General features: G+C 67.6%; 25 protein-coding genes. 10 read left to right on the top strand and 15 right to left on the bottom strand.

All coding sequences use genetic code 11. From position 1 onward, the window contains the following. Positions 1 to 104: 104 nt before the first annotated feature. A complete protein-coding gene (eno, locus tag FHT36_RS02290) occupies positions 105 to 1,388 on the top strand; it encodes a phosphopyruvate hydratase (protein WP_169120765.1) in 1,284 nt (427 codons plus the stop codon). A 120-nt stretch (positions 1,389 to 1,508) separates the two neighbouring features. On the opposite strand, the gene FHT36_RS02285 is transcribed toward eno, so the two are convergent. The 5 genes from FHT36_RS02285 to FHT36_RS02265 all read right to left on the bottom strand — a co-directional run bounded on the left by FHT36_RS02285 (position 1,509) and on the right by FHT36_RS02265 (position 5,414). Next, complete coding sequence (locus FHT36_RS02285; protein WP_169120763.1) at positions 1,509 to 2,546, bottom strand: 3-hydroxyacyl-CoA dehydrogenase NAD-binding domain-containing protein; 1,038 nt, start codon at positions 2,544 to 2,546, stop codon at positions 1,509 to 1,511. A gap of 104 nt (positions 2,547 to 2,650) precedes the next feature. Further along, the gene (locus tag FHT36_RS02280; protein WP_169120761.1) at positions 2,651 to 3,322 is read right to left on the bottom strand and encodes a MarC family protein; all 672 of its coding nucleotides are present in this window, start codon (positions 3,320 to 3,322) and stop codon (positions 2,651 to 2,653) included. Between the two features lie 33 nt (positions 3,323 to 3,355). Next, positions 3,356 to 4,105, bottom strand: a complete 750-nt coding sequence (locus FHT36_RS02275; protein ID WP_169120759.1) for an arginyltransferase — start codon at positions 4,103 to 4,105, stop codon at positions 3,356 to 3,358. 79 nt (positions 4,106 to 4,184) lie between these two features. After that, positions 4,185 to 4,724 (bottom strand): RDD family protein, encoded by a 540-nt coding sequence (locus FHT36_RS02270; protein WP_169120757.1) that lies wholly within the window; start codon positions 4,722 to 4,724, stop codon positions 4,185 to 4,187. Between the two features lie 321 nt (positions 4,725 to 5,045). After that, positions 5,046 to 5,414 (bottom strand): response regulator, encoded by a 369-nt coding sequence (locus FHT36_RS02265; protein ID WP_024279231.1) that lies wholly within the window; start codon positions 5,412 to 5,414, stop codon positions 5,046 to 5,048. Positions 5,415 to 5,526: 112 nt separating this feature from the next. Here FHT36_RS02265 and FHT36_RS02260 point away from each other — a divergent pair, with 112 nt between their 5' ends. The 3 genes from FHT36_RS02260 (at position 5,527) to FHT36_RS02250 (ending at position 7,698) form a co-directional block, all read left to right on the top strand. Beyond that, positions 5,527 to 5,853: a DUF3572 domain-containing protein gene (locus FHT36_RS02260; RefSeq protein WP_169120755.1), complete on the top strand. Its 327-nt coding sequence runs from the start codon at positions 5,527 to 5,529 to the stop codon at positions 5,851 to 5,853. Between the two features lie 24 nt (positions 5,854 to 5,877). Then, entirely contained in the window at positions 5,878 to 7,179 is a 1,302-nt protein-coding gene (locus tag FHT36_RS02255) for a DNA polymerase IV (RefSeq protein WP_169120753.1), read from the top strand. Between the two features lie 78 nt (positions 7,180 to 7,257). Further along, positions 7,258 to 7,698: a type II toxin-antitoxin system HicB family antitoxin gene (locus FHT36_RS02250; protein ID WP_169120751.1), complete on the top strand. Its 441-nt coding sequence runs from the start codon at positions 7,258 to 7,260 to the stop codon at positions 7,696 to 7,698. Here the strand turns inward: FHT36_RS02250 and FHT36_RS24785 are convergent. Further along, positions 7,674 to 8,585, bottom strand: coding sequence for an SH3 domain-containing protein (locus FHT36_RS24785; RefSeq protein WP_169120749.1), 912 nt, complete (start codon positions 8,583 to 8,585; stop codon positions 7,674 to 7,676). The genes FHT36_RS02250 and FHT36_RS24785 overlap by 25 nt on opposite strands. A 353-nt stretch (positions 8,586 to 8,938) precedes the next feature. On the opposite strand from FHT36_RS24785, the gene FHT36_RS02240 reads away from it, so the two are divergent. Further along, positions 8,939 to 9,454 carry a hypothetical protein gene (locus FHT36_RS02240; RefSeq protein WP_246701980.1) on the top strand — a complete coding sequence of 172 codons (516 nt, stop codon included), beginning with the start codon at positions 8,939 to 8,941 and terminating at the stop codon, positions 9,452 to 9,454. 4 nt (positions 9,455 to 9,458) lie between these two features. Here FHT36_RS02240 and FHT36_RS02235 read toward each other — a convergent pair whose 3' ends face one another. Beyond that, positions 9,459 to 11,294, bottom strand: a complete 1,836-nt coding sequence (locus FHT36_RS02235) for an extracellular solute-binding protein (RefSeq protein WP_246701979.1) — start codon at positions 11,292 to 11,294, stop codon at positions 9,459 to 9,461. 319 nt (positions 11,295 to 11,613) lie between these two features. On the opposite strand from FHT36_RS02235, the gene FHT36_RS02230 reads away from it, so the two are divergent. After that, positions 11,614 to 12,417: an invasion associated locus B family protein gene (locus FHT36_RS02230; RefSeq protein WP_169120747.1), complete on the top strand. Its 804-nt coding sequence runs from the start codon at positions 11,614 to 11,616 to the stop codon at positions 12,415 to 12,417. 140 nt (positions 12,418 to 12,557) lie between these two features. On the opposite strand, the gene FHT36_RS02225 is transcribed toward FHT36_RS02230, so the two are convergent. Beyond that, on the bottom strand, positions 12,558 to 13,178 hold the full coding sequence (locus FHT36_RS02225) for a GNAT family N-acetyltransferase (RefSeq protein ID WP_169120745.1): 621 nt from the start codon (positions 13,176 to 13,178) through the stop codon (positions 12,558 to 12,560). A 261-nt stretch (positions 13,179 to 13,439) separates the two neighbouring features. After that, positions 13,440 to 14,720, bottom strand: coding sequence for a glycerate kinase (locus tag FHT36_RS02220; RefSeq protein ID WP_169120743.1), 1,281 nt, complete (start codon positions 14,718 to 14,720; stop codon positions 13,440 to 13,442). A gap of 153 nt (positions 14,721 to 14,873) precedes the next feature. Here FHT36_RS02220 and FHT36_RS02215 point away from each other — a divergent pair, with 153 nt between their 5' ends. Next, on the top strand, positions 14,874 to 15,794 hold the full coding sequence (locus tag FHT36_RS02215) for a methyltransferase domain-containing protein (protein WP_407077053.1): 921 nt from the start codon (positions 14,874 to 14,876) through the stop codon (positions 15,792 to 15,794). Between the two features lie 88 nt (positions 15,795 to 15,882). After that, complete coding sequence (locus FHT36_RS02210) at positions 15,883 to 16,353, top strand: thioesterase family protein (RefSeq protein WP_169120739.1); 471 nt, start codon at positions 15,883 to 15,885, stop codon at positions 16,351 to 16,353. A gap of 78 nt (positions 16,354 to 16,431) precedes the next feature. On the opposite strand, the gene phbB is transcribed toward FHT36_RS02210, so the two are convergent. Next, on the bottom strand, positions 16,432 to 17,154 hold the full coding sequence (gene phbB / locus FHT36_RS02205; protein ID WP_169120737.1) for an acetoacetyl-CoA reductase: 723 nt from the start codon (positions 17,152 to 17,154) through the stop codon (positions 16,432 to 16,434). 203 nt (positions 17,155 to 17,357) lie between these two features. Further along, a complete protein-coding gene (locus FHT36_RS02200) occupies positions 17,358 to 18,536 on the bottom strand; it encodes an acetyl-CoA C-acetyltransferase (protein ID WP_169120735.1) in 1,179 nt (392 codons plus the stop codon). A gap of 298 nt (positions 18,537 to 18,834) precedes the next feature. Between FHT36_RS02200 and phaR the strand changes: the two genes are divergently transcribed. Continuing rightward, positions 18,835 to 19,527 (top strand): polyhydroxyalkanoate synthesis repressor PhaR, encoded by a 693-nt coding sequence (phaR, locus tag FHT36_RS02195; RefSeq protein WP_169120733.1) that lies wholly within the window; start codon positions 18,835 to 18,837, stop codon positions 19,525 to 19,527. Between the two features lie 111 nt (positions 19,528 to 19,638). Here the strand turns inward: phaR and FHT36_RS02190 are convergent, their stop codons facing one another. Further along, the gene (locus tag FHT36_RS02190) at positions 19,639 to 20,046 is read right to left on the bottom strand and encodes a hypothetical protein (protein WP_169120731.1); all 408 of its coding nucleotides are present in this window, start codon (positions 20,044 to 20,046) and stop codon (positions 19,639 to 19,641) included. Between the two features lie 406 nt (positions 20,047 to 20,452). Beyond that, positions 20,453 to 20,638 carry a 50S ribosomal protein L32 gene (rpmF, locus tag FHT36_RS02185; RefSeq protein WP_024279215.1) on the bottom strand — a complete coding sequence of 62 codons (186 nt, stop codon included), beginning with the start codon at positions 20,636 to 20,638 and terminating at the stop codon, positions 20,453 to 20,455. A gap of 382 nt (positions 20,639 to 21,020) precedes the next feature. On the opposite strand from rpmF, the gene FHT36_RS02180 reads away from it, so the two are divergent. Continuing rightward, positions 21,021 to 21,962 carry a peptidylprolyl isomerase gene (locus FHT36_RS02180; protein ID WP_169120729.1) on the top strand — a complete coding sequence of 314 codons (942 nt, stop codon included), beginning with the start codon at positions 21,021 to 21,023 and terminating at the stop codon, positions 21,960 to 21,962. A gap of 97 nt (positions 21,963 to 22,059) precedes the next feature. Here the strand turns inward: FHT36_RS02180 and hspQ are convergent, their stop codons facing one another. Together hspQ and FHT36_RS02170 are read right to left on the bottom strand one after the other, a co-directional pair. After that, complete coding sequence (hspQ, locus tag FHT36_RS02175; protein WP_024279213.1) at positions 22,060 to 22,383, bottom strand: heat shock protein HspQ; 324 nt, start codon at positions 22,381 to 22,383, stop codon at positions 22,060 to 22,062. A 199-nt stretch (positions 22,384 to 22,582) separates the two neighbouring features. Continuing rightward, positions 22,583 to 23,623 (bottom strand): CoA ester lyase, encoded by a 1,041-nt coding sequence (locus FHT36_RS02170; protein ID WP_169120727.1) that lies wholly within the window; start codon positions 23,621 to 23,623, stop codon positions 22,583 to 22,585. Positions 23,624 to 23,691 lie beyond the last annotated feature (68 nt).

The raw sequence follows: 23,691 nt of genomic DNA, 5'->3' as shown, positions 1-23,691 counted from the left end.
GTTGAAGGGTGAGGGGGTCCGTCACGGCCCCGCGGGCAGCCATCAGGCCGCCGCCGCTCGCCGCCACGGGCGCCCCCACGCGGGACACCAAGGAAGGGACCTTCATGACCGCCATCGTGGATATCATCGGCCGCGAGATTCTCGACAGCCGCGGCAATCCCACCGTCGAGGTGGACGTGGTGCTGGAAGACGGCTCCCTCGGCCGCGCCGCGGTTCCCTCGGGTGCCTCCACCGGCGCCCACGAGGCGGTGGAGCTGCGCGACGGCGACAAGAGCCGCTATCTCGGCAAGGGCGTTTCCAAGGCCGTGGACGCTGTGAATGGCGAGATCTTCGACGCCGTCGGCGGCTACGAGGCCGAGGACCAGGCCCATATCGACGCGGTGCTGCTCGGTCTGGACGGCACCCCCAACAAGGCCCGCCTCGGCGCCAACGCCATCCTCGGCGTGTCGCTGGCGGTGGCCAAGGCCGCGGCGCAGGCGAGCGGCCTGTCGCTCTACCGCTATGTGGGCGGCGTGAACGCCCGCGTGCTGCCGGTGCCGATGATGAACATCGTCAATGGCGGCGCCCATGCGGACAACCCCATCGACTTCCAGGAATTCATGATCCTGCCCGCCGGCGCCTCCTCCTTCGCCGAGGGCCTGCGCTGGGGTGCGGAGATCTTCCACACGCTGAAGAGCGGCCTGAAGAGCGCCGGCCACAACACCAATGTGGGCGACGAGGGCGGCTTCGCCCCCAACCTCGCTTCCGCCGAGGCGGCGCTGGACTTCGTGATGGGCGCCATCGACAAGGCCGGTTTCAAGCCGGGCGAGGACGTGTTCATCGGCCTCGACTGCGCCTCCACCGAGTTCTTCAAGGACGGCGCCTACCACTATGAGGGCGAGGGCAAGGTGCGCGACATCGAGGCCCAGGTGAAGTACCTGGCCCAGCTCGTCGCCGGCTATCCCATCGTCACCATCGAGGACGGCATGGCCGAGGACGACTGGGCCGGCTGGAAGCTCCTCACCGACACCATCGGCACCAAGTGCCAGCTGGTGGGCGACGACCTGTTCGTCACCAATGTCGAGCGCCTGTCGCGCGGCATCAAGGACGGCGTGGGCAACGCCATCCTCGTCAAGGTGAACCAGATCGGCTCCCTCACCGAGACGCTGGATGCGGTGGAAATGGCCCACAAGGCCGGCTATCGCGCCGTGATGTCCCACCGCTCGGGCGAGACCGAGGATTCCACCATCGCCGATCTGGCAGTGGCCACCAACTGCGGGCAGATCAAGACCGGCTCGCTGGCCCGCTCGGACCGCACCGCCAAGTACAATCAGCTGCTGCGCATCGAGCAGGAGCTGGGCGACTCCGCGCGCTACGCCGGCAAGGCCGCGATCAAGTCGCTGGCCTGATCCCTCTGCGCCGCGCTCGCGCGCGGCGTGTGATGACATAAACAGGAAAGGCCGCCGCGGGCTCGGGCTCGCGGCGGCCTTTCTTTTTCGCTCAATGCCGATGGCGGAACACGCGCCCCCTCAGTCCGGGCCGCGCACCGCGATGGGGTCGCTGTCGGGGAAGCTCTCTTCCAGCGCTTCGTCCAGCCGCGCGCTGATCTCGGCCTGCTCGTCGCTGACATCGGCGGCGTGCTTGAGGGCGACGATCTGCGTGAGCAGCGCATCGCGCCGCTGCGCCAGATCCGTCATGGAGCGGCTGGCGGCCTCGGCCTCCACGCCCGCCACCAGCGCCGCCTGAAGCTCCGGCGTCATGGTGGGGGCGCCGAGGTCGTCCCACCAGGTCTCCACCGCCGGCAGCAGGTGGTGCATGAAGTGCCCCAGCCCGCCCGCGCCGCCGCCCAGATGGAAGGTCATGTGCTGACCCATGAGGGCCCAGCGCAGGCCCGGCCCCTCGGACACCGCGGCGTCCACATCTTCCACCGAGGCCACGCCCTCCGCCACCAGATGGATCGCCTCGCGCCACAGGGCCGCCTGCAGGCGGTTCGCCACATGGCCGGGCACCTCCTTGCGGATCTCGATGGGATGCTTGCCAAGCCAGCGATAGAAGGCCATGGCCCGGGCGATCGCGTCCCGGCTCGCATGCGCGCCGCCCACCACCTCCACCAGCGGGATCAGGTGGGGCGGGTTGAAGGGATGGCCGATGAGGCAGCGCTCGCGGTGGCGGCAGCCCTCGGAAATGCGGCTCGCCAGAAGGCCGGAGGAGGACGAGGCAATCACCACCTCCGGCGGCAGCACCGCATCGAGGGCGGGAAACAGCTTCTGCTTTACCTCGTAGCGCTCGGGCGCATTCTCCTGCACGAAATCAGCGCCTTCCACCGCGGCCACCGGGTCCGGTTCGAAACGCCAGGCGGTGGGGTCGATCCAGCCCTCGCCGCCGAGCTGGGTCAGTATCGGCCAAGCCCCGGAAATCAGCGCCTGCGTCGCCTCGCATGCGCCGGGGGCGGGATCGCTCACCACCACCTCCAGCCCGCGCGAGAGGAAGAGCGCGGCCCAGCTGGCCCCGATGGTGCCGGCTCCTATCACGGCGACGCGGCGGATGGGGGGCGACAGGTGGGACATGGTCCAGCTCCGGATCGGCAGTCAGGGAGGCACCGTTCTAGCAGCCGGATACGTCAGGCTGCACGGCCTGCGAAGGTATGACAGGATTGCGCGGGCCTCCGCCCTCAGCGCGGCAGCTGGATGATGAGCGCTTCCACGCCCAGCCAGATGATCTGCACGCCGATGGCGAACAGGATGAAGGCAAACAGGCGCACCAGCACATTGGTGCCGGTCTTGCCCAGCACCCGTTCCAGCGTGGGCGCCTCGCGGAACGAGAAATAGACCGTCAGCGACACCGCCAGCAGCCCCGCCAGCGCGCCTAGGACGGAGGAGAGCTGGAACAGTGGGTCCGTCTTCCAGGTGGGCGTATGGCCGGCCGCGAGTGCCACGGTCGCGGCGATGGAGCCGGGTCCGACCGTCAGGGGGAGGGTGAGGGGATAGAAGGCCTCGTCCTGCGCGCGCGCCTCGTCTAGTTCCACGCCCTGCGCCTTGTCGGGGGCGTTCTCATCCTCGTGCAGGATGTTCCAGCCCACCACCGCCACCACCAGTCCGCCCGCGACCCGCAGAATGGGAAGCGAAATGCCGAAGAACAGGAGGATCTGCGCGCCGATGGCCAGCGAGCCGAACAGCAGCAGGAAGCCGTAGATCGCGACGCTGCGGGCGATGCGCTCGCGCACCTGCGGCGAGCAGCGGCGCACGAAGGTCAGGAAGATGGGCGCCGTCCCGAGCGGGTTCACGATAGGGAAGAGCGCCGCGAAGACGGTGATGAAGATGTTGACCGCGTTGGTCAGATGCATCCGGCTCCCCCTGCGCGGTGCCTTGCTCCGGCTCTATTCGTCGATGCGCTCCCAGCCGTGGGGCGAGAGGCGTTCCTGCGGCAGGAAGCGCCGCTTGTAGTCCATCTTCCGCGACCCGTGCACCCAATAGCCGAGATAGACGTAGGGCAGGCCCATCTGCCGCGCCCGCGTCACATGGTCGAGGATCAGGTAGGTGCCCAGCGAGCGGTCCTGCGCCAGCGGATTGTAGAAGGAATAGACCATGGAGAGGCCGTCGGAGAGGATGTCGGTGAGGGCCACCGCCATCAGGTCTCCGGTGCCATAGCCGAGGATGCGGCTGTCCGGTCCGCGCTTGCGGTATTCGACGAGGCGGGTGTGGACGTGGGTGTCCTCCACCATCATCGCGTAGTCGAGCACGCTCATGTCCGCCATGCCGCCGGTGCCGTGGCGGGAGGTCACGTAGGTGCGGAACAGGCTGTATTGCTCGGAGGTGGGCGTGGGCGGCTTCACCTGGCCCACGATGTCTTCGTTGTGCGCCTTCACCCGCCGGAAGCTGCGGCTCTCCTCGAAGTCCGCCACGCAGATGCGCACGGAGACGCAGGCCTTGCAGCCCTCGCAGGCGGGGCGATAGGCGATGGACTGGCTGCGCCGGAAGCCACCTTGCGTCAGCACATCGTTGAGCGCGGCCGCGCGGTCGCCGACGAGGTGGGTAAACACCTTCCGCTCCTCCCTGCCCGGTAGGTAGGGGCAGGGGGAGGGCGCCGTCAGATAGAATTGTGGTGTGTCGCGGGGGTGCTCACTCACGGGGATCTGGCCTCTGAACCAGGATCATCGCGCCTGCGTGCAGGCAGGTCAAAGGCGCAGTCGCCGGGCGGGTGAAATTTCAGCGGATGCGGCGCAGCGCCTCGGCCCGCTCGGCGCTGTTGATGACCACGGTGCCGCAGAGAAAATCGTGCAGCAGCCGGCGCCGGTCGTTGAACAGGCCCACCAGCAGCACGAACGGGGTCAGCACCGAGACCGACACCCAGAAGCACACCGCGCGCACGCCGCCCAGCAGCGCGTAGCAGGGCGCGCCGTACCAGGTGCGCAGCTCGATCTCCATGAGTCGCATCCCGAGGGTGGCGGAGGCGGGCGAGCCGAGGGTGAAGGCGTAATAGGCGACGGCCCACAGGATGAAGACCGGCCCGATCAGCCAGAACAGCAGCCAGCCAAGGCCCAGGGTCACGATACCGAACACGAAGACGAACACGCCGAACAGCACCACCGGCCCGATGACCATCAGCGCATCCACGAGGAACGCGATGATACGGCGGGAGAGGACGCCCTCGAACAGTTCCGGCTGCGTCACCGGATCAAACGCGTGCGGCCGATACGCGATATCGGTGTCGGCAGGCTCGCGGGACGTGTCGCCGGTGTAGCTCATGGCAATGCAACTCCTTCAGCACGCAAACGTGGTGACGCAGCGCGGGCGACGCAAGGGGACGCAATGACCGGGAGAGGCACGGGAGAGGATAGGCTGGCCGGCGGGGAACGGGCGGGGAGGCCTCCCGCGACGCTCACCCACCGGCCAAACCCCACGGACCCAGGAGATGCGGCGGACCTGAGCACTCCGTAGGGTTGTCTGGCGGCGAAAGGACCTCTTGACCGGCATGGCCGGCCGCGCACCTTCCGCCTCGCATCTGGAAGCCACGAAGACTAGCACAACGGGGCGAAAGGAAAAGCCGGTGATTCGGCCGTCCCCACCTCAGCCGCCGGTATACTGGCGCACCGTCTCGAGGAATCGCGCCACCGAAATGGGCTTGGAGAGATAGGCCTCGCAGCCGCCGGCGCGGATGCGCTCCTCATCGCCCTTCATGGCGAAGGCGGTGACGGCCACCACCGGGATGGCGCGCAGTTCGGGATCGGCCTTCAGCTTGCGGGTGACGTCGAGGCCGGAAATCTCCGGCAGCTGGATGTCCATGATGATGAGGTCCGGCCGGTTGGCGCGGGCGAGCTCCACCGCCTCCACGCCGGAGCGCGTCTCCACCGTGCGATAGCCGTGCGCCTCCAGGAGATCGTGGAAGAGCTTCATGTTGAGCTCGTTGTCCTCCACGATCATCACCGTCTTGGTCATCGCGTCCCCCGAACCCGGCCCGACTTCGCCGCATCCTGCCACCCTTCGCAGCACGCGGCGAACGTGCTGGAATGCCGCCGACAGCTAGACCTCAATCCTTGCGGAAGCGCAAATGCCCATTCAGGACAAACCAAGGGGCCTCAAGGCCCAGCGTGACGCGGCGCAGGAGGTGGCGGTATCCGCCCTCTCCTTCATCGCCGCCGATGGCGAGCGCCTCGTGCGATTCCTTGCCGAGACCGGCCTCACCCCCGCCAGCCTGCGCGAGGCTGCGAGCCGGCGCGATTTCGGTGCCGGCGTGCTCGCCTTCGTCATCGCCGACGAGCCTCTTCTTCTTGCCTTCGCCGCCGAAAAGGGGCTCGATCCGCGCCATGTGGTTGCTGCCCACGAGATCCTGTCGCCGCCCATCGATCCGGACGCCATCGTCCGCCGTCCCATGTAGCCGGCGGCGCCGCCCCCTGAAGCCATGACCGCGCCCGGCCTCTGCCGCGACTGCCTCTCGGACGTTCCCGCGCTGGATGGGCCCCGGGGTGCGCGGTGCCCTGCGTGTGGCAGCCCGCGGGTGGTGCGGCATGGCGAGCTGCACAGCCTCAGCGTCGCCCATGTGGATTGCGACGCCTTCTATGCGGCGGTGGAAAAACGGGACAATCCGGACCTCGCGCATGTCCCGCTCATCATCGGCGGCGGCAAGCGCGGGGTGGTTTCCACCGCCTGCTACATCGCCCGCATCCACGGGGTGCGCTCGGCCATGCCCATGTTCAAGGCGCTGGCCCTGTGCCCGGATGCGGTGGTGTTGAAGCCCAACATGGAGAAATACGTGAAGGTCGGCCGGGAGGTCCGCGCCCGCATGAAGGCGCTGACCCCACTGGTGGAGCCGCTCTCCATCGACGAGGCCTTCCTTGATCTCTCGGGCACCGAAGCCCTGCATCTGGCCAGCCCCGCGCGGACGCTCGCGCGTTTCGCCCGGGATGTGGAGCGGGAGGTGGGCATCACCGTCTCGGTGGGGCTCGCGGCCAATAAGTTCCTCGCCAAGATCGCCTCGGACCTCGACAAGCCGCGCGGCTTCTCGGTCATCGGCCAGAGCGAAGCGGCGGAATTCCTGGCGCCCCGCCCCGTCACCTTCATCTGGGGGGTGGGGGCGGCCTTCGGCGGCAAGCTGGCGCGGGATGGATTCTCCACCATCGGCGATCTGCAGCGCGCCGAACCGGCCGACCTCGCCCGCCGCTACGGCGCGGAGGGCTTGCGGCTGTCGCGCCTCGCCTTCGGCCTCGACACGCGCAAGGTGGAGCCGGAGCGGGAGGCGAAGAGCGTGTCCGCTGAGACCACCTTCGATCGCGACATCGGCGCGCTGCGCCCGCTGGAGCAGACGCTCTATGCGCTGTCTGAGGAAGTGAGCGACAGGCTCAAGCGCGCCGGCATCGCCGGGCGCTCCGTGACCCTGAAGCTGAAGAGCGCGGATTTCCGCCTGCGCACCCGCTCGCGTACGCTGGATGCCCCGACCTGCCTCGCCGCCCGCATCAACGCGGCGGCCCATGAGCTGCTGGTGAAGGAGACGGACGGAACCCTCTTCCGGCTGATCGGCATCGGCGTCTCCGACCTCGGCCCCATCGCCGATGCCGACCCGGCCGATCTCGTGGACACCACCAGCCAGCGCCTCAAGGCCACGGAGACGGCCATGGACGCCCTGCGCGCCAAGTTCGGCCGGGGCGCCGTCTCCCGCGGCATCCTGCTCGACGCCACCACCGATCGCCGCAACCGCAAGAAGTGACGGCTCTCACGCCGCGGGCCGCTCGCAGGCGGAACGCGGAAGGCTCCCCTGCGCTTTTCTCCTTCAGGAGGACGCGCCATGAACCATGTGATCGGCATCATCCGAGAGGAAGAAAGCGGGCTTCGTCTGAGTTTCCCGGATTTTCCCGGGCTTCAGGCGGATGGCGAGACGCTCGCCGCAGCCGTGGGCCGGGCCGCCGAGATGGTGGCAGCGGAGATTTCAGACGGAAAGGCCCCGTTCCCCGCTCCGGCAAACATGGACATGCTGGATACGGGACAGCCGGACTGGATGGGGCGGGGCATCGCCGTGCTGGTCCCGTTGCCGCTCCAGGCGGCCACAGCGCAAGAAGATGAGGTGGGGAGGCCTTCGCCGGGCGATGCGCCACCGGCCGAAGGTCAGGTGCCCCTCAGCGGACGGGTATCACCGGAAGAAGTGCCGACCGACAAGGCAAGGTCTGCGGCGCGCCAAATGACGGACGGTGGAGCGGCGGCGGTTCAGCGGTCCACCGACGACTTGTAGACCCAGCCGCGCTTGTCGCCGGTCGAGACCTCGCACCAGCTCTTGCACGAATAAAGCTTCACCTTCGTGCCACCCTCCAGCGTGCCAATGGCCGAGGCGGAGCGGCGTGGGCCGGAGCGGAGCGTGACCGCCGAGCGGATGCGGGCGGATGTGGCGGAGTCGTCGTCGGAGGCTGCGGTGTCGGCGGACGCCATTTTCACAGGACGGGGCACGGGCAGCGGCGCGGCGGCGTCGGGCGGGGTGCGTTCGGCCACCGTCTCCACGGCGCTCGCCGGGAGGGTTTCCTCGTCCGTATCGTTGAGAGGCTCAAGGAAGGCGGGCCGGGAAAAGTCGGCGGCCGTCGGCCCGGCTTCGGCCGTAAGGGGGGCCGCAGTCTCCCCGCCAGCGCCGAGAATGGAGGCCACTTTCATGGCGGACTGGCCGTGCCCTGCGTCGGCGATGCGCTTGGGTTGAGCTGGCGTCGCGGGTTTCGGCGCCGTGGTTGCGGCTGCGGTGGCAGGGGCGGCGACGGGGGCGGTTGGAGTCGGCTGGGTGGGAGCGGCTGCGGTCTGTGATGTGTCGGAGCACGGAGAAACAAGATTGTAAGCCAGCAAACCACCCATCCCGAGGATGAGCACCGCCGCAGATGCGCCGAGCACCCGCCAGAGCATGAGCCCGTCGCGGCGCTTGGAACTGCGGCGGGGGCGGCTTCCGGCACCTATGCGGGCCGGAACAGTGGGGCGCTGGTTCTGCGCGGTCTCTGTGCGATAGCGCATCGGGTATTCGGGGCGGGTGGCCTCGAATTCATCCCGGCCGTGCGCCGCAAGTCCAGGGCGAGCCATCGAATTCACCTCCCAACGGAGCCCCTCTTGCCAGAACTGGCGGAGGCCGGCGTTGAAGACACTCACGGACGAACCATCCCCTGACCCGATGGTCCCTGCCGAACTCCTTGTATTCACCGCGTTTTTGGATTTCGCGGCGGTTGCCGGCGCATTCGGCGCCAAGCGGCGTGCATCCTCACGCCATTTCGTAGTTGCGACCAAGTACAGCGGACCAAGTATTGCCGCAAGGTACTACCGCAATCAGCGCGTCGGAGCTTCTTCGCCAATTGCGGCCGATATTTGCCCTTGCGGCATAACGTGCTGCGTTGCGATGGCGCTGTCCAGCCCAAGCCGGATGTATTTGCGCGCCTCCAAACTGGCTGCCGAAGCATGCCGAGCCGCAAAGACGGGGCGTGCGGAAAGCTTGACGCTGCGGCATCATGATCCAGCACAGCGAGGGGGCAGACATGTTCGACCCGACCACACTCACCGGCCTGCACACCTGGATCAGCCTGATCGCCATCGTTCTCGGGATTCCGGTCACGCTCGCCTTGATGCGGGGCGAGCGGGCAGGGGCGGGGATCACCGCCGCCTTTCTGGCTCTCGCCTTCCTCACGAGCGCGACCGGCTTTCTCTTTCCCTTCTCGGGGGTGAAGCCATCGCACGTGGTGGGCGCCATCGCGCTTGTGGTGGTGTTGGGGGCCGCCTATGCGCTCTACGGTGCCGGCCGTGTGGGCGTGTGGCGCCCGGTCTATGCGGCTGCTGCCGTGGCGAGCCTTTATTTCCTGGTGTTCGTCGCCGTCGCGCAGGCATTCGCCAAGGTGCCGGCGCTGGCGGCGCTGGCGCCCACCCAGTCGGAGCCGCCGTTCGCCATCGCTCAGGGCGTGGTGCTGCTGGCTTTCGTGATCGTTGGGACGTTGGCCGCGCGGGCCCGGCCCGCCTCCGTGCCGGCCTGACGGCTCATTTGCCCGGCACCCGCCACCACGTTTCCGGCAGGGTGCCATAGAGCGAGGCCCGTTCGGGCCGGGCGATGCGTGTCCAGCGCGCGAGCCATTGCCCGGGCGTGTGGAACAGCGGCACCGCATAGGCGCCGGAGATCAGCACCCGGTCCAGCGCCCGCGCGGCGGCGACATACGCCTCCTCGTCCCGCGCGGCGATGAGGGCAGCGATGGTGGCGTCGATGGCCGGCGCCTTCGCGCCCATATAGTTGCGGCTGCCCGGCGTGTCGGCGGCGGCGGCGCCGAAATAGAAGGCCTGCTCGTTGCCCGGCGACAGGGATTGCGACCAAGCATAGGGCATCATATCGAAATCATAGGCCTGCCGGCGGGTGTCGAACTGCACCGCATCCACGCTGCGCACGTTGAGGGTGATGCCCGCCCGCTTCAACTGCGCCTGCCAGGCGAGGGCGAGGCGCTCCTGATCGCGTGTGACCACCATGAGTTCCAGCGCGAACGGCCGTCCGTTCCCCGCATCCACCAGCGCGCCCTTGCGCAGCACGAATCCCGCCTGTTCCAGAAGGTCGAGCGCCGTCTTGAGCCGGATGCGGTCGCGGCCTGTTCCGTCTGAGACCGGCGGGTGATAGGTGCCGGCGAGCACGTCCGGCACCACGGAGCCGGGGAAGGGCGCCAGCAGCGCGCGTTCGCGGGCATCTGCCGGCCGATCGATGCTGGAGAGTGCCGAGCCTTCGAAGAAGCTGCCCGTCCGGCGGTAGAGGCCGTGATAGAAGCTGCGGTCCAGCCATTCGAAATCGAACAGCTCGATCAGGGCCTGCCGCACCCGGATGTCTGCCAGCAGCGGGCGGCGCGTGTTGAAGACGAAGGCGGAATAGGGCTTCGGGATGCCGGTGGGGATGGTCTCCTTCACCACCTCGCCGCTGCGGACGGCGGGGAAATCGTAGGCCGTCTCCCATCTGCCGGGGTCGTTCTCGAACCGGGCGTCGATCAGACCTTTGCGGAACGCCTCGAATTCGCTGTTGGCATCGCGGAAATAAACGGTGTCGAGCCGGTCGAAATTATAGAGGCCGCGATTGAAGGCGACGTTCCGGCCCCAATAGTCCGGATTGCGCTCCAGCGTGAGCGCCGCGCCGGCATTGACGTTGGTGACCCTGTAAGGGCCGGAGCCGAGGAGGGGGGTGAGGGTCGTCTCCTCGAACCGCGCCCGGTCGGTCGCCTGCGCGCTGAAGACCGGCATCAGCCCCATGATGAGCGGCAGCTCGGGGTCCGGCTCGGCGAAGGTGAAGCGCACTGTGTGCGCGTCCGGCGCCTCCGCCTTGGTGATCTTGCCGTAATAGAGCCGGTGGTTCGGCCGGCCCATGTCCCGCATGAGGGCGAAGGAGAACAGCACGTCCGCGCTGGTCAGCGCACTGCCGTCGGAGAAGCGGGCGGCCGGGTCGAGGGCGAACTCGACGAAGGAGCGCTTTTCGTCGGTGGAAACGGTGCGGGCGATCAGCGGATAGAGGGTGAAGGGCTCGTCCAGCGAGCGGGCCATCAGGCTCTCTGTCACCGTGCCGCGCAGGACGCCGGGGGAGGTGCCCTTCACGATGAACGGGTTGAGGCTGTCGAAGGTGCCGAGCAAAGAGAGCGTGAGCCGCCCGCCCTTGGGCGCGTTGGAATTGGCATAAGCGAGAGAAGTGAAGCCGGGGGGCAGGGCCGGCTTGCCCCGCATCGTGATGGCTGAAGCCTTGTCAAGCGCCTGGGCGACCGCCGGTTTGGTGGCGCCGAAAACCAGCAGCAGAAGCACGAGGACCGCAGGAGCCGTCCTCGTCAGGCGCGCGGCGTTTCCGCAGCCGGTCATCATGGCGCCTCCGATGCTGCATCGCGTCACACGAAGCCAAGCCTGGCAAAGGCGGCCTCATGATTCGTGTGCCATGATAGGGGCTCGCGGGCGGCCGCCTATCAGCATTTCCCATGGGTTGCAGAATGCGCCGTCAGTTGGCCGCATTCCTCCGCAATCTAGCGCCCGCCGCCAGATGTGAAGATGACGGCCGGTTTGTCACCTTCTCGCCTTAATTGGGCCGGAGAGAGCCGGTGTCCGAGAGGGGGCGCGGGGTGCTCCGGCGTGCGCGTGCGCCTGCGCATGCGGGAGCCCGGCGGCAGAGACCACAGGAAAGGCCACAATGACGAAGACCCATTCCACCGCGCGGCTCACGGCGTTCATCGCCGCCACGCTGCTCACTGTGGCGCTCGCCGGTCCGGCCTTTGCCCAGACCCAGCCCTCCACGACCCAGCCGGCGAAGCCCGCGGCGCCCGCCAAGCCTGCGGCGCCCGCCGCGGCCAAGCCTGCCGCTCCCGCCGCCGCTGCCCCGGCCCCGGCCGGTGCCCCCCAGCAGGGCCAGGCGCCGCAGGGCGAGCCTGACGTGAAGTTCTCCGCCTCGCCGTGGCAGAAGATCTGCCAGGAAGTGCCTGAGCGGAAGAAGCAGGTCTGCGTGCTGACCCAGGTGCTCGGCGTCGAGAGCCAGGCGATCGCCAAGGTCGACATCATCGAGATGCAGGATGAGCCCAAGAAGCACATCAACATCTCCGTGCCGCTCGGCATGCGCCTGCAGCCCGGCCTGCGCATCACCCTCGACAAGGATCCCGTGAACATCCCGTTCGTGCTGTGCCAGCCCATCCAGGGCGGCGGCGCGACCTGCATCGGCGACCTCGAGGTCGACGGCACCTTCGTCGCCAAGCTGCGCAAGGCCAATGCGGTCTATCTGCAGATGGTGAATGGCACCGGCCGCACCCTCAGCCTGCCCATCTCCAACACCGACTTCGGCAAGGCCTATGACGGCCCCGGCATGGACGCGAAGGTCGCCATGGAGCTTGAGCGCAAGCGCATGGAAGAAGCCCGCGCCGCCGCCCAGCAGCAGGAAGAGCAGAGCAAGGCCGCCCTCCTCAAGAAGGGCCAGGAGCTCGAGAAGGCCAAGACGGGCCAGTGAGGTCCTGCCAGTGATTTCCGGCCGGCGATCTCCGGCCGGTGTCTGGCTGAAACGAAAAACCCCCGGCAGTGCCGGGGGTTTTTGTTTGCCGGCCCTCTTGTGCAAAGGGCCGGGTCTCACGTCGGGGCAGACGGATCAGGTCACTGCGGCTCCAGCACAGGCTCGGTCGCAGCGGGAAGGAACATGTCGAGCAGGCGGCCGGTTGCTAGGCGCTGGGCCTGGAGCACGGCGCCCGCCATGCCCTGGGCGTCCGCCGCCGCTTCCTGCGCCAGAGACAGCGCAGTGGGGAAGGGCGCGACCAGCTCGGCCGTGACCTCGTCGTGCTCGAACTTCAGCTCGGCGTCATACTTGCGCGCGATCTGCTGCATGCGCCGATTGTGGGCGAGGCAGCTCATGAACAGCGAGCGGATGCCGCGATTGCGCGCGGACAGGATCACCCGGTCGAGCAGCAGCGTGCCGAGGCCATGGTTCTGGTATTCGGTCTCGACGCTGAAGGCGGCTTCCGCCTCGCCGGGCAGCACGTCGCCCATGGGATAGAGCTCGGCGGCGGCACGCAGCTCGCCGTCGACGAAGCAGCCATGCACGATGGCTCCCGTGCGGAACACCCGCGACGCATAGCGCTCGATGAATTCAGGGGATACTGCGGAGCCGAACCTGAACCGGCGGCTCTCCGTATCGAGCCTCAGGAGATGGTCCCGGAACCGTCCGGTCTCTCCGCTCCAAAGCTTCCGGATGATCCCCGGTGCGACCTCATCGGTCATTGTGGTCTCCAGACTGGCGTCTAAAACCCCGGTTTCCTCCCGGTCGCCCCCCGGTTTGTTCGTGCCTCAAACTATGTGCAGCGCAGCAAAGGTCAATAGGGTTTACCTTGACCAATACGGCAAAGCGATGCCGATTTGGTGGCCAGACCGCTCAGCGTTTTGATATCGCTCAATTTAATTGAGCCATGCGCCCGCTGCAGCTCTGCTGCGCTGCAACAGGCGCGTGCAGGCATACGCCCGCCGCAATCGGCTCTGCTGGTGTCAGCGCACCAGAATCGCGCGGAAGTCGTTGACGTTGGTCAGCGTCGGGCCGGTCATCACCAGTCGGTCGAGGGCCGAGAAGAAGCTGTAGCCGTCATTGTTGGCAAGGTAGTCGTCGGGCTTCAGCCCACGGCTCGCGGCATCGGCGAGCAGCGCGGCGTCGAACCAGGCGCCGGCATTGTCTTCCGTGCCGTCCACGCCGTCCGTGTCGCAGGAGATGGCGGAGACGCCCTCCCGGCCCTTGAGCGCGATGGCCAGCGCGAGGAGGAATTCCACGCTTCGGCCCCCGCGTCCCTTGCCCCGCACCGTCACCGTGGTCTCGCCGCCGGAGAGCAGCACGCAGGGCGCGGCCGCCGGCAGGCCGTGCTCGGAGGCGGAGCGGGCGATGCCGGCGAAGACATTGCCGGCCTCCCGCGCCTCTCCCTCTATGGCGTCGCCGAGGATGAGCGGGGTCAGGCCGAGCGTCTTCGCCTTTGCCTCGGCCGCCTTCAGCGCCATGAGCGGGGTCGCGATCATGTGCACCTCCTGGCCGGGAATGGCCTCGCCCGCCACCGTGTTGGCGCGGATGACCTGCTCCAGCTTGTCGGTGATCTCGATGCCCCAGGTGCGCATCAGGCCGAGCACGGCCTCCGGATCGGACGCCTCGGGAATGGTGGGGCCGGAGCCGATGGCGGCGGGGTCGTCGCCCGGCACGTCGGAGATGAGGTAGGTGACGGCCCGTGCCGGCGCGATGGCGGCGGCAAGGCGGCCGCCCTTGATGGCGGACATGGACTTGCGCACCCGGTTCATCACCCCGATGGGCGCGCCGGACTTGAGCAGAGCGGAGTTGAGCGCCTGCTTGTCGGCGAGCGTCAGCCCCTCGGCCGGGAGGGTGAGCAGCGAGGAGGCGCCGCCGGACATAAGGCACACCACGAGATCGTCCGGCCCGGCGCTGCGCGCCAGTTCCAGGATGCGGCGGGCGGCATCGAGCCCCGCTTGGTCCGGCACCGGATGGGCGGCCTCGACGATCTCGATGTGCTTCGTCTCGCAGCCATGGCCGTAGCGGGTGACGATGAGGCCCTCGCAGGGGCGGCCCCATTCCTCCTCGAAGGCGCGCGCCATGCGGGCGGAGGCCTTGCCGGCGCCGATCACGATGGTGCGGCCGCCCTTGGCCGCATCGGGCGGGGCGGGGAGGCTGTCCTTGAACTTGCCTTCCGGTAGAGCGGCGGCAAGGGCGGCATCGAAAAGCGCGAGCAGGATCTCCCTGTCGGAGGCCGTGTTCGTGCCGTTTGCCTTGTCCATGGCCGCTCTCCCGTGCCCTTGTGCGAAAGTCTTATGGGTCCCGTGGCCTGTAGCGGCTCCCCGGGCGCCGATCAATAAGCGCAGCCGGAAAGGCATCTTTCCCGCGACGGGGGGAAACGGCGGGCGCGTGCATCCGGCACGGCAAGCGCTTATATGCGCGCCATGAGCCCTGCCTCCGAAACCGCGCCCCACCTCGTCTTCGATCGCGACCTGCTGCGCCGGCGGCTTGCCCGTGCGGCTGCGCTCGGGCCGGAGACATTCCTGCTGGAGCGCGCGGCGGAGGATGTGGCGGACCGGCTCTTGGCCGTGAAGCGGACCTTTTCGACCGCCGTGGATCTCGGCACCCCGACCGGGGCGCTCGCTACCGCCCTGTCCGGGCACCCGGCCGTGGAGCGCCTGATCCGTGCCGCGCCTTTGGCGGGCGATCTCGTCCCACCCGCCGTGGTCGCCGACGAGGAGGCGCTGCCATTCGCTGCCGGCAGCCTGGATCTGGTGGTTTCGGCGCTGGCGCTGCAATCGGTCAACGACCTGCCGGGGGTGCTGGCTCAGGTGCGCCGGGCGCTGAAGCCGGACGGGCTGTTCATGGGCGCGCTGCTCGGCGGCGGCAGCCTCACCGAACTGCGGCAGGCCTTCGCCATTGCCGAGAGCGAGACCACGGGCGGCCTCTCGCCCCGCGTGGCGCCATTCGCCGATGTGCGCGATCTCGGCGCCCTGCTGCAGCGGGCGGGGTTCGCCCTGCCGGTGACGGACGTGGATCGCGTGGTGGTGCGCTATTCCTCGCCCTTCACCCTGTTTGCGGACCTGAGGCGGATGGGCGGGGCCAATGCGCTCAATGAACGCCGCCGCGTGCCGCTGCGCCGGGCGACATTGCTGCGCGCGGCGGAAGTCTATGCCGAGCGGTTCGCGGACCCGGACGGCAAGGTGCGGGCGACGTTCGAGATCGTCTTCCTCTCCGGCTGGGCGCCCCATGAGAGCCAGCAGAAGCCGCTGCGCCCCGGCACCGCGCGCATGCGCCTCGCCGACGCCCTCAAGGTGCCCGAGCAGCCGCTGCCGCCCGGCGACGAGCCCGGCTGAAGCTCCGGCCCGCATTGCTTCGCGGCTCGCCCTTGGCCTCGCCCGTCCGTTCCCTCTAAATGGCGGCGGATGCGATAGGGAGGCTGGAATGAGCGGTGGGGCAGGGACGGGCGCAGGTGGGGGCACGGCGCGCGAGGAGCCCGTGACGATCGACGGCTTCAAGCATATGCTGCCGATCACGACCCGATGGATGGACGTGGACGTCTACGGGCACGTGAACAACGTCGTCTATTATTCCTACTTCGACACGGTGGTGAACGAGCAACTGGTCTCGGCCGGGCTGCTGGACCCGCAGACGAGCCCTGTCATCGGTCTCGTGGTGGAAACGCGCTGCACCTATTTCCGCAGCCTCACCTATCCGGCCCCGGTCAAGGCGGCCATGCGGGTGACGAAGCTCGGCTCGTCCTCGGTGCGCTACCAGATTGCCCTGTTCCAGGGCGACGACCCGAGCGCGGCGGCGCAGGGGCATTTCGTCCATGTCTATGTGGAGCGGGCGACCCAGCGGCCGGTGCCGATTCCCGAGCCGGTGCGGGCCCTGCTGCAGACGCTGGTGGTCTGAGACGGGCCTATGGCCTGAAACGCAAACGGCCCGCGTCCAGAGGGGACGCGGGCCGTCTTGTGTCGCCGGATGGCGCGATCAGCAGATGTACTGCGCGCCGTTGACGGTCATGGTCGAACCGGTGACGAAGCCGGCGTCGTCGGAGGTGAGGAACACCACCGCGCGGGCGATATCCTCCGGCTCGCCGAGGCGGCCGACCGGGATGGTCGCCACGATCTTGGCCAGCGCGTCCGCCGGCACCGCCTTCACCATCTCGGTGGCGATGTAGCCCGGGGCGATGGCGTTCACGGTGATGCCGAGCTTCGCGCTTTCCTGCGCGAGGGCCTTCACGAAGCCGATCTCGCCGGCCTTGGCAGCCGAATAGTTGGTCTGGCCGAACTGGCCCTTCTGGCCGTTGATCGACGAGATGCAGACGATGCGGCCGAACTTGCGGTCACGCATGCCCTCGATGACGTTGCGCGTCATGTTGAAGGCGGAGTTGAGGTTGGTGTTGATCACCGCGTTCCACTGCTCAAGCGACATCTTGTGCAGCTGGCCGTCGCGGGTGATGCCGGCGTTGTTGACGAGAATTTCGATCGGGCCGACTTCGGCCTCCACCTTGGCGATCCCCGCCTTGCAGGCCTCGAAATCGGACACGTCCCACTTGTAGGCGGGAATGCCGGTCTTTTCGGTGAAGGCCTTGGCGGCCTCTTCATTGCCCGCGAAATTGGCGACGACGGTCTTTCCGGCGGCCTTCAGCGCCACCGAGATTGCCTCGCCGATTCCCCGCGTGCCGCCCGTGACCAATGCGACGCGTCCCATGGTTTCCCTCCTTCACTTCACTCTATTGGCTCGACCTGGAGACTCCCCCACCCAGCCCTAGCGGGTCGAGCCACGCTCGGGCGGTGTGTAGCAAGTCGGTATTTCCGTTCGGAAACGGAGGGCCGCGATTGAAGGTCGCGGCCCTGATCTGGAGGGATCGGCCCGGGGCGAGGCCTTCCGTCCGGTTGCCTGAAACGACGCGCTCAGTCGCGCGCGAGGCACATGGCGATGCCCATGCCGCCGCCGATGCAGAGGGTGGCGAGGCCCTTCTTGGCATCGCGCTTCTGCATTTCGTGCAGCAGGGTCACGAGGATGCGGGTGCCCGAGGCGCCGATCGGATGGCCGATGGCGATGGCGCCGCCGTTCACGTTGACCTTGGAGGTATCCCAGCCCAGGCCCTTGTTGACGGCGATGGCCTGCGCGGCGAACGCCTCGTTGGCCTCGATGAGGTCGAGGTCGTCCTTGGACCAGCCGGCCTTCTCCAGCGCCAGCTTGGACGCCGGGATCGGGCCCGTGCCCATCACCGACGGATCGACGCCGGCCTGCGCCCAGGAGACGATGCGGGCGAGAGGGGTCTTGCCCTCGGCCTTGGCGCGGGCGGCGCTCATGAGCACAACGGCGGCGGCGCCGTCATTGATGCCGGACGCGTTGCCGGCGGTCACGGTGCCGTCCTTCGCGAAGGCGGGCTTCAGCTTCTGCATCGCGTCGAGGCTGGAGCCGTGGCGGATGTACTCGTCCTGGTCCACCACCACGTCGCCCTTGCGGGTGGAGATGATGACGGGGACGATCTCGTCCTTGAACTTGCCGCCCTTCTGGGCCGCCTCGGCCTTGTTCTGGGAGGCGACGGCGAACTCGTCCTGCTCGATGCGGGTGATCTGGAATTCCTTGGCCACGTTCTCGGCGGTCACGCCCATGTGGTAGCCGTTGAAGGCATCCCACAGGCCGTCCTTGATCATGGTGTCGGCGAAGTCGGCATTGCCCATGCGCACGCCGTTGCGCAGGTGCGCGGCGTGGGTGGACTGGCTCATGGATTCCTGGCCGCCGGCCACCACGACCTCGCTGTCGCCGTTGGCGATGGCCTGGGCGCCGAGCGCGACGGAGCGCAGGCCCGAGCCGCACACCATCTGCACTTCATAAGCGGGCGCCTCAATGGGCACGCCGGCCTTGATGGAGGCCTGGCGGGCGGGGTTCTGGCCCTGGGCGGCGGTGAGCACCTGGCCCAGAATCACTTCGCTCACGGCAGCCGGCGCGACGCCGGCGCGCTCGAGGGCGGCCTTGATGGCGATGGCACCGAGCTCATGCGCGGGCAGCGTGCCGAGCGCGCCGTTGAACGACCCGACAGGGGTGCGCGCGGCGGCGACGATGACGACCTCGTCCTTCATGGAAGTCTCTCCTGGGAAGATCGGGCGGGTGGCTCCGCGCCTCTTTGCCGAATGGCGAGTGGGAAGGCTTGACCTCTATCGTGTCCGGGCCGGACCATGTGTCAATGACCCATCGCATGGCAAGGGGGCCGGTCAAAAGCAGCTATTCAACCTTGGTCGGCCGCAGGCCCGGCGCGCTTCGCCAAAGGGCGGAGTCTGCGCTGCGAAAGGATGGATGGGCAGCGCACACAAAGTGGTAGCTCTGCACTTGGAAACGCCTTAACCTACCGTTCCGCCCAAGGAAACGGATGACCGGACGATGGCAAAAACGCAAGAGCCAGTCACCATCAAGAAATACGCGAACCGCCGTCTCTACAACACGGGGACGAGCACCTATGTAACCCTCGAAGACCTCGCCAACATGGTGAAGGAAGGCGAGGACTTCGTGGTGTACGACGCCAAGAACGGCGAGGACATCACGCATTCGGTGCTGACGCAGATTATCTTCGAGCAGGAAAACAAGGGGCAGAACCTTCTCCCCATCGCTTTCCTGCGCCAGATTATCCGCTTCTACGGAGACAGCATGCAGATGCTGGTTCCGCGGTACCTGGAAGCGTCCATCGACAGCTTCACCAAGGATCAGGGCAAGTTCCGCGATCACCTGTCCCAGACGCTCGCGGGGACGCCCTTTCCGGTGCCGGGCGCTCCGTTCGCCGGCCTGGACGAGACGGTGCGTCGCAACATGGAAGTGTTCGAGCGCGCCTTCCACATGTTCCTGCCCTTCCCTAAGGGGGACGAGCCGGCCACGGCCGCCACCACCACTCCGGCCGCTGCACCTGCGCAGCCTGCGCCGCAGCCCGAGCGGGTGGACGAGCTTGACGCTCTGAAGCGCCAGATGGCCGACATGCAGGCGAAGCTGGAGCAACTCGTTCCCAAGCCCGAGCCCAAGCTCGTCGCCAAGAACGATGCGCCGAGCGAGACCCGCAGCCCAAAGGAAGGCAGCGGCAGCTGAAACGCCGACGCCGGCCACCCGATGCGGGGCCGGCGTCTTGATCCCAAGAGAAGCGCGATAGAGATGCGCGATGGCCGGGCTCAGCCCGGCCGCGGCGCGTGGAGCAGTCCTTTACTGCTGCGCGCGCGGATCGACCGAGAAGTCGCGCTGGGCGACGCGGATCGAAACCGAGAAGCCGGCCACCACATCCAGCAGCATGATGCACAGCAGGATGGCGAATACCGAGTTGCCGGCCGGGCGCACCAGCAGGAACTCGGCGAGACCCGCCGCGAACACCAGCATCGACAGCATGTGATCGATGATCGAGCGCGAGCTGATGCGCGTCGACTTCAGAATCTCGAAAAACAGGAAGAACAGGCTGAGAACGATGAACCCTTCCGCAAGGGTGATCGTCCAATGGGCCCCTGACATCATCTCGACCGTGGTGAGCACGGTGGTCCATTCCGTGCCGGGCATCAGAAAGACCATGATGTTGTAGAGGGCGAGGGGGACGATCAGCAACGGGACGGGCGTCAGCATTGGTGCTCCTCGGGGCCGCTCAGCCGGGAAAATGCCCAGGGCCTTCGCCCATGGCGCCGCCCCGGCTCCGCCGATGCGATGACACATCGGGCGCCGAATGTCACGAATGCGGAGGCATCAGGGGATTGCACGCGCCAGCCGATCGCCTCGGGCCGATCCCGGGAGAATCAAGCGCTGGGCAGGGCCGCAACCGGATGGCCGCATGGCGCACGCAGCGGCACGGGCGCGATGTCGCGCGCTGGTCAGCGTTAATGAATGATGGTGGGATCGGGTCGCCCCGCCCGCAGGGAAGAGCGAATCGCTCAGCGGTTGCGGGAGCGAGAATCACCCTCAGAGAGGGTGGGTGCGCCGGCGGCGAGCGCCGGCGCTGCAGCGGGCGGCCGTGAGGGCCGCCGCGACGTGAAGCTCAGGCCTCGGCCTTGGGCTTCAGAATCTGCCGGCCGCGATACATGCCGGTCTTCAGGTCGACGTGGTGCGGACGGCGCAGCTCGCCCGAATCCTTGTCTTCCACATAGGTGGGCTGCTTCAGCGCGTCGGCCGAACGGCGCATGCCGCGACGGGACGGCGAGGTCTTTCTCTTCGGGACAGCCATTGTCCAAACTCCTGAACGGCGTAACGAGCCAGGTGACTCGCCAACTGGCGCAACATGCGAGCGCGCCGGCTGGCGCCCTTGCGGCTTTCGAACTTGTGATCGGTGCGCGCCGAACCCGAAGACGGATGACGAAGCCTGTGCGCGTTCGTCTCGAGCCCGGTTGCGAACTGCGTGAGGGCAGTGCGCGGGGCTCGCCCGTGGGCCAGCATTCCCGATTGAAGGCGCGCCTTATACAGGCTCGCGCGTGGGAACGAAAGCCCCGCCGTGCGTTTTCCGGTCGCGGGTATGCCGCAACAATGCCCTCTTGTCAGCGGAGGACACGTGAGCAAGGTTGCGCGCGCATCGGCGCATCCGACGACACATATCCGAGGAAAACGGCCCTATGAAGCGTTCCGCTCAGCTTTCCCTCTTCGCCGCCCTGCTCGCGGCCTCGGTTTCCGCGGCCTCCATGGGGGCGGCGTTGGCGCAGGGAGCCCCGGCACCCGCGGCCGCTCCTGCTGCGGCCCCCGCGGCAGCCCCCGGCGCCGATCCGGTCCTCGTCACCGTCAACGGGACGCCGATCCGCCAGAGCGAGCTGAACATCGCCATCGAGGACATCGGCTCCGGCCTGCCGCCCGAGGTCCGCGGTCCCGCCCGCGATGAATACGTCCTGTCGTTCCTGACCGACATGACCCTCATCGCCAAGGCCGCCGAGGCGCAGAAGGTCGACCAGACCCCCGAGTTTCAGAATCGTCTCGCCTACGCCCGCATGAAGGCGCTGATGGAAGCGCTCATGATGCAGGAGGCCAAGAAGGCCGTTTCTGCCGAGCTCAAGCGCAAGACCTACGACGAGCTGGTGAAGTCGGCGCCTGCCGACATGGAAGTCCACGCCCGCCATATCCTGGTGGACGACGAGGCCAAGGCCAAGGAAATCGCCAAGAAGGCCAAGGCCGGCGAGGATTTCGCCAAGCTCGCCAAGGAGAATTCCAAGGACAGCGCCGAGGACGGCGGCGACCTCGGCTATTTCACCAAGGACCAGATGGTGCCGGAATTCGCCGAGGCGGCGTTCAAGCTGGAGAAGGGCCAGGTCTCAGACCCGGTGAAGACCCAGTTCGGCTGGCACGTCATCAAGGTCGAGGACAAGCGCCAGAAGGCGGTGCCGTCCTATGAGCAGGTCGAGGACCAGGTGGAGCAGTATCTCGTCCGCAAGGCCCAGGCCGACATGGTGACGAAGCTGCGCGCCGACGCGAAGATCGAGAAGACCGCCGCGCCTGCCAAGCCTGCCGCTCCCGCCCCGGCGGCGCCCGCTCCGGCAGCGCCTGCCGCTGATCCGGCGAAAAAGTGAGCCGGCGGCACCTGCCGTCGCCTTCTCTCCAAAAGAAAAAACCCCCGGCTTATGGCCGGGGGTTTTTTATTAATTCCGGTGCTGCGTGAACCGCTCGTCAGTTCACGAGATCAGGCCGCACCCGCCAGCCGCCGGCGCCATCCTCGGACAGGGCCTCGGTGACCTTGGGGTGGCGCACCGGCTCCTCGGAGGGGTCGCGCTCCAGATTCTGCTCGGAGACGTAGGCGACGTATTCGCTGTCCGCATTCTCGGCGAGCAGGTGGTAAAACGGCTGGTCTTTGTGGGGGCGGATGTCCTCGGGAATCGACAGCCACCATTCCTCGGTATTGTCGAACACCGGGTCCACGTCGAACACCACGCCCCGGAAGGGGAAGTGTTTGTGGCGCACCACCTCGCCGATGCGGAACTTCGCCTGACGCATGCCTGCGCCGAGTTCTGACCCAACGTAATGCGCGGGGTCTTCGGGGATGCCGTCGCCAATGGGAGCAACGATTGCGGGCTTTGCGCGCGCTTTGTCCTGGCTGGCCATATCCCGCCTCTTCCTGACTTTTCCGCTCCGCCCGAATTCGGGCGGGAGAGCCGCGGCGACCTTCGCCGCGGCCGTTGGTTAATCAATTCTCTCACAATCCGTAGGCTTTGCCCATTTCCGGGTCCTTGGCTGCGACAATCCGGGCAAGGTCGACGATCACCTTGGCCTGCTTCCAGGTGGCGTCGTCCTGCATCTTGCCGTCGATCATCACCGCGCCGGCACCGTCCGGCATGGCTTCTAGGATCTTGAGCGCGAACGCCACCTCGCCCGGATCGGGCGAGAAGACGCGCTTGGCGATCTCGATCTGCGTGGGATGCAACGACCAGGCGCCGACGCAGCCCTGGAGGAAGGCATTGCGGAACTGGCTCTCGCACGCGGCGAGGTCCGCGAAATCGCCGAACGGGCCGTAGAAGGGCTTGATGCCGTTGGCGGCGCAGGCATCCACCATCTTCCCGACGGTATAATGCCACAGGTCCTGCTGGTAGCCGACGCGCGGCTTGTCGCCGTCCGGATCGGCCAGCACCTTGTAGTCCGGGTGGCCACCGCCGACGCGGGTGGTCTTCATGGCGCGCGAGGCGGCAAGGTCGGCCGGGCCGAGGCTCATGCCGTGCATGCGGGGAGATGCGGCGGCGATCTCCTCCACATTCTTCACGCCCTCGGCCGTCTCCAGAATGGCGTGGATGAGGATGGGCTTCTCGATGGAATGGCGCGCCTCGAGCTGGGCGAGGAGCTGGTCGAGATAGTGGATGTCCCAGGCGCCCTCGACCTTGGGCAGCATGATGACGTCCAGCTTGTTGCCGATCTCGCTGACGATCTCGATGATGTCGTCCAGCACCCACGGGCTGTTGAGGCAGTTGATGCGGGTCCACAGGCCGGTGGAGCCGAAATCGGTGGCCTTGGCCATCTCGATGAAGCCCTTGCGGGCGGCTTCCTTGGCATCGGAGGGAATCGCATCCTCCAGATTGCCGAGAACCACGTCCACCTGCTTGGCGATATCCGGCACCTTGGCGCGCATCTTCTCCAGATGCGGCGGCACGAAATGGATCATGCGCTCGAGCCGCACCGGCAGCTCGCGATATGGTGCGGGCGCGCCGATGGCGAGCGGCTTGAAGAATTGGCGCGGCAGCTTCATGAGTCCCCCCGTGTGGATGCGGCAGGGGGTGCATAACCCCCCGCAGAACCTGTTGATTGCAATGCAGC

Origin of the sequence: Xanthobacter sp. SG618 (assembly GCF_012932745.1) — a bacterium.
Classification (GTDB): Bacteria; Pseudomonadota; Alphaproteobacteria; order Rhizobiales; family Xanthobacteraceae; genus Xanthobacter; species Xanthobacter flavus.
This window is presented reverse-complemented; position numbering and strand designations above follow the sequence as displayed.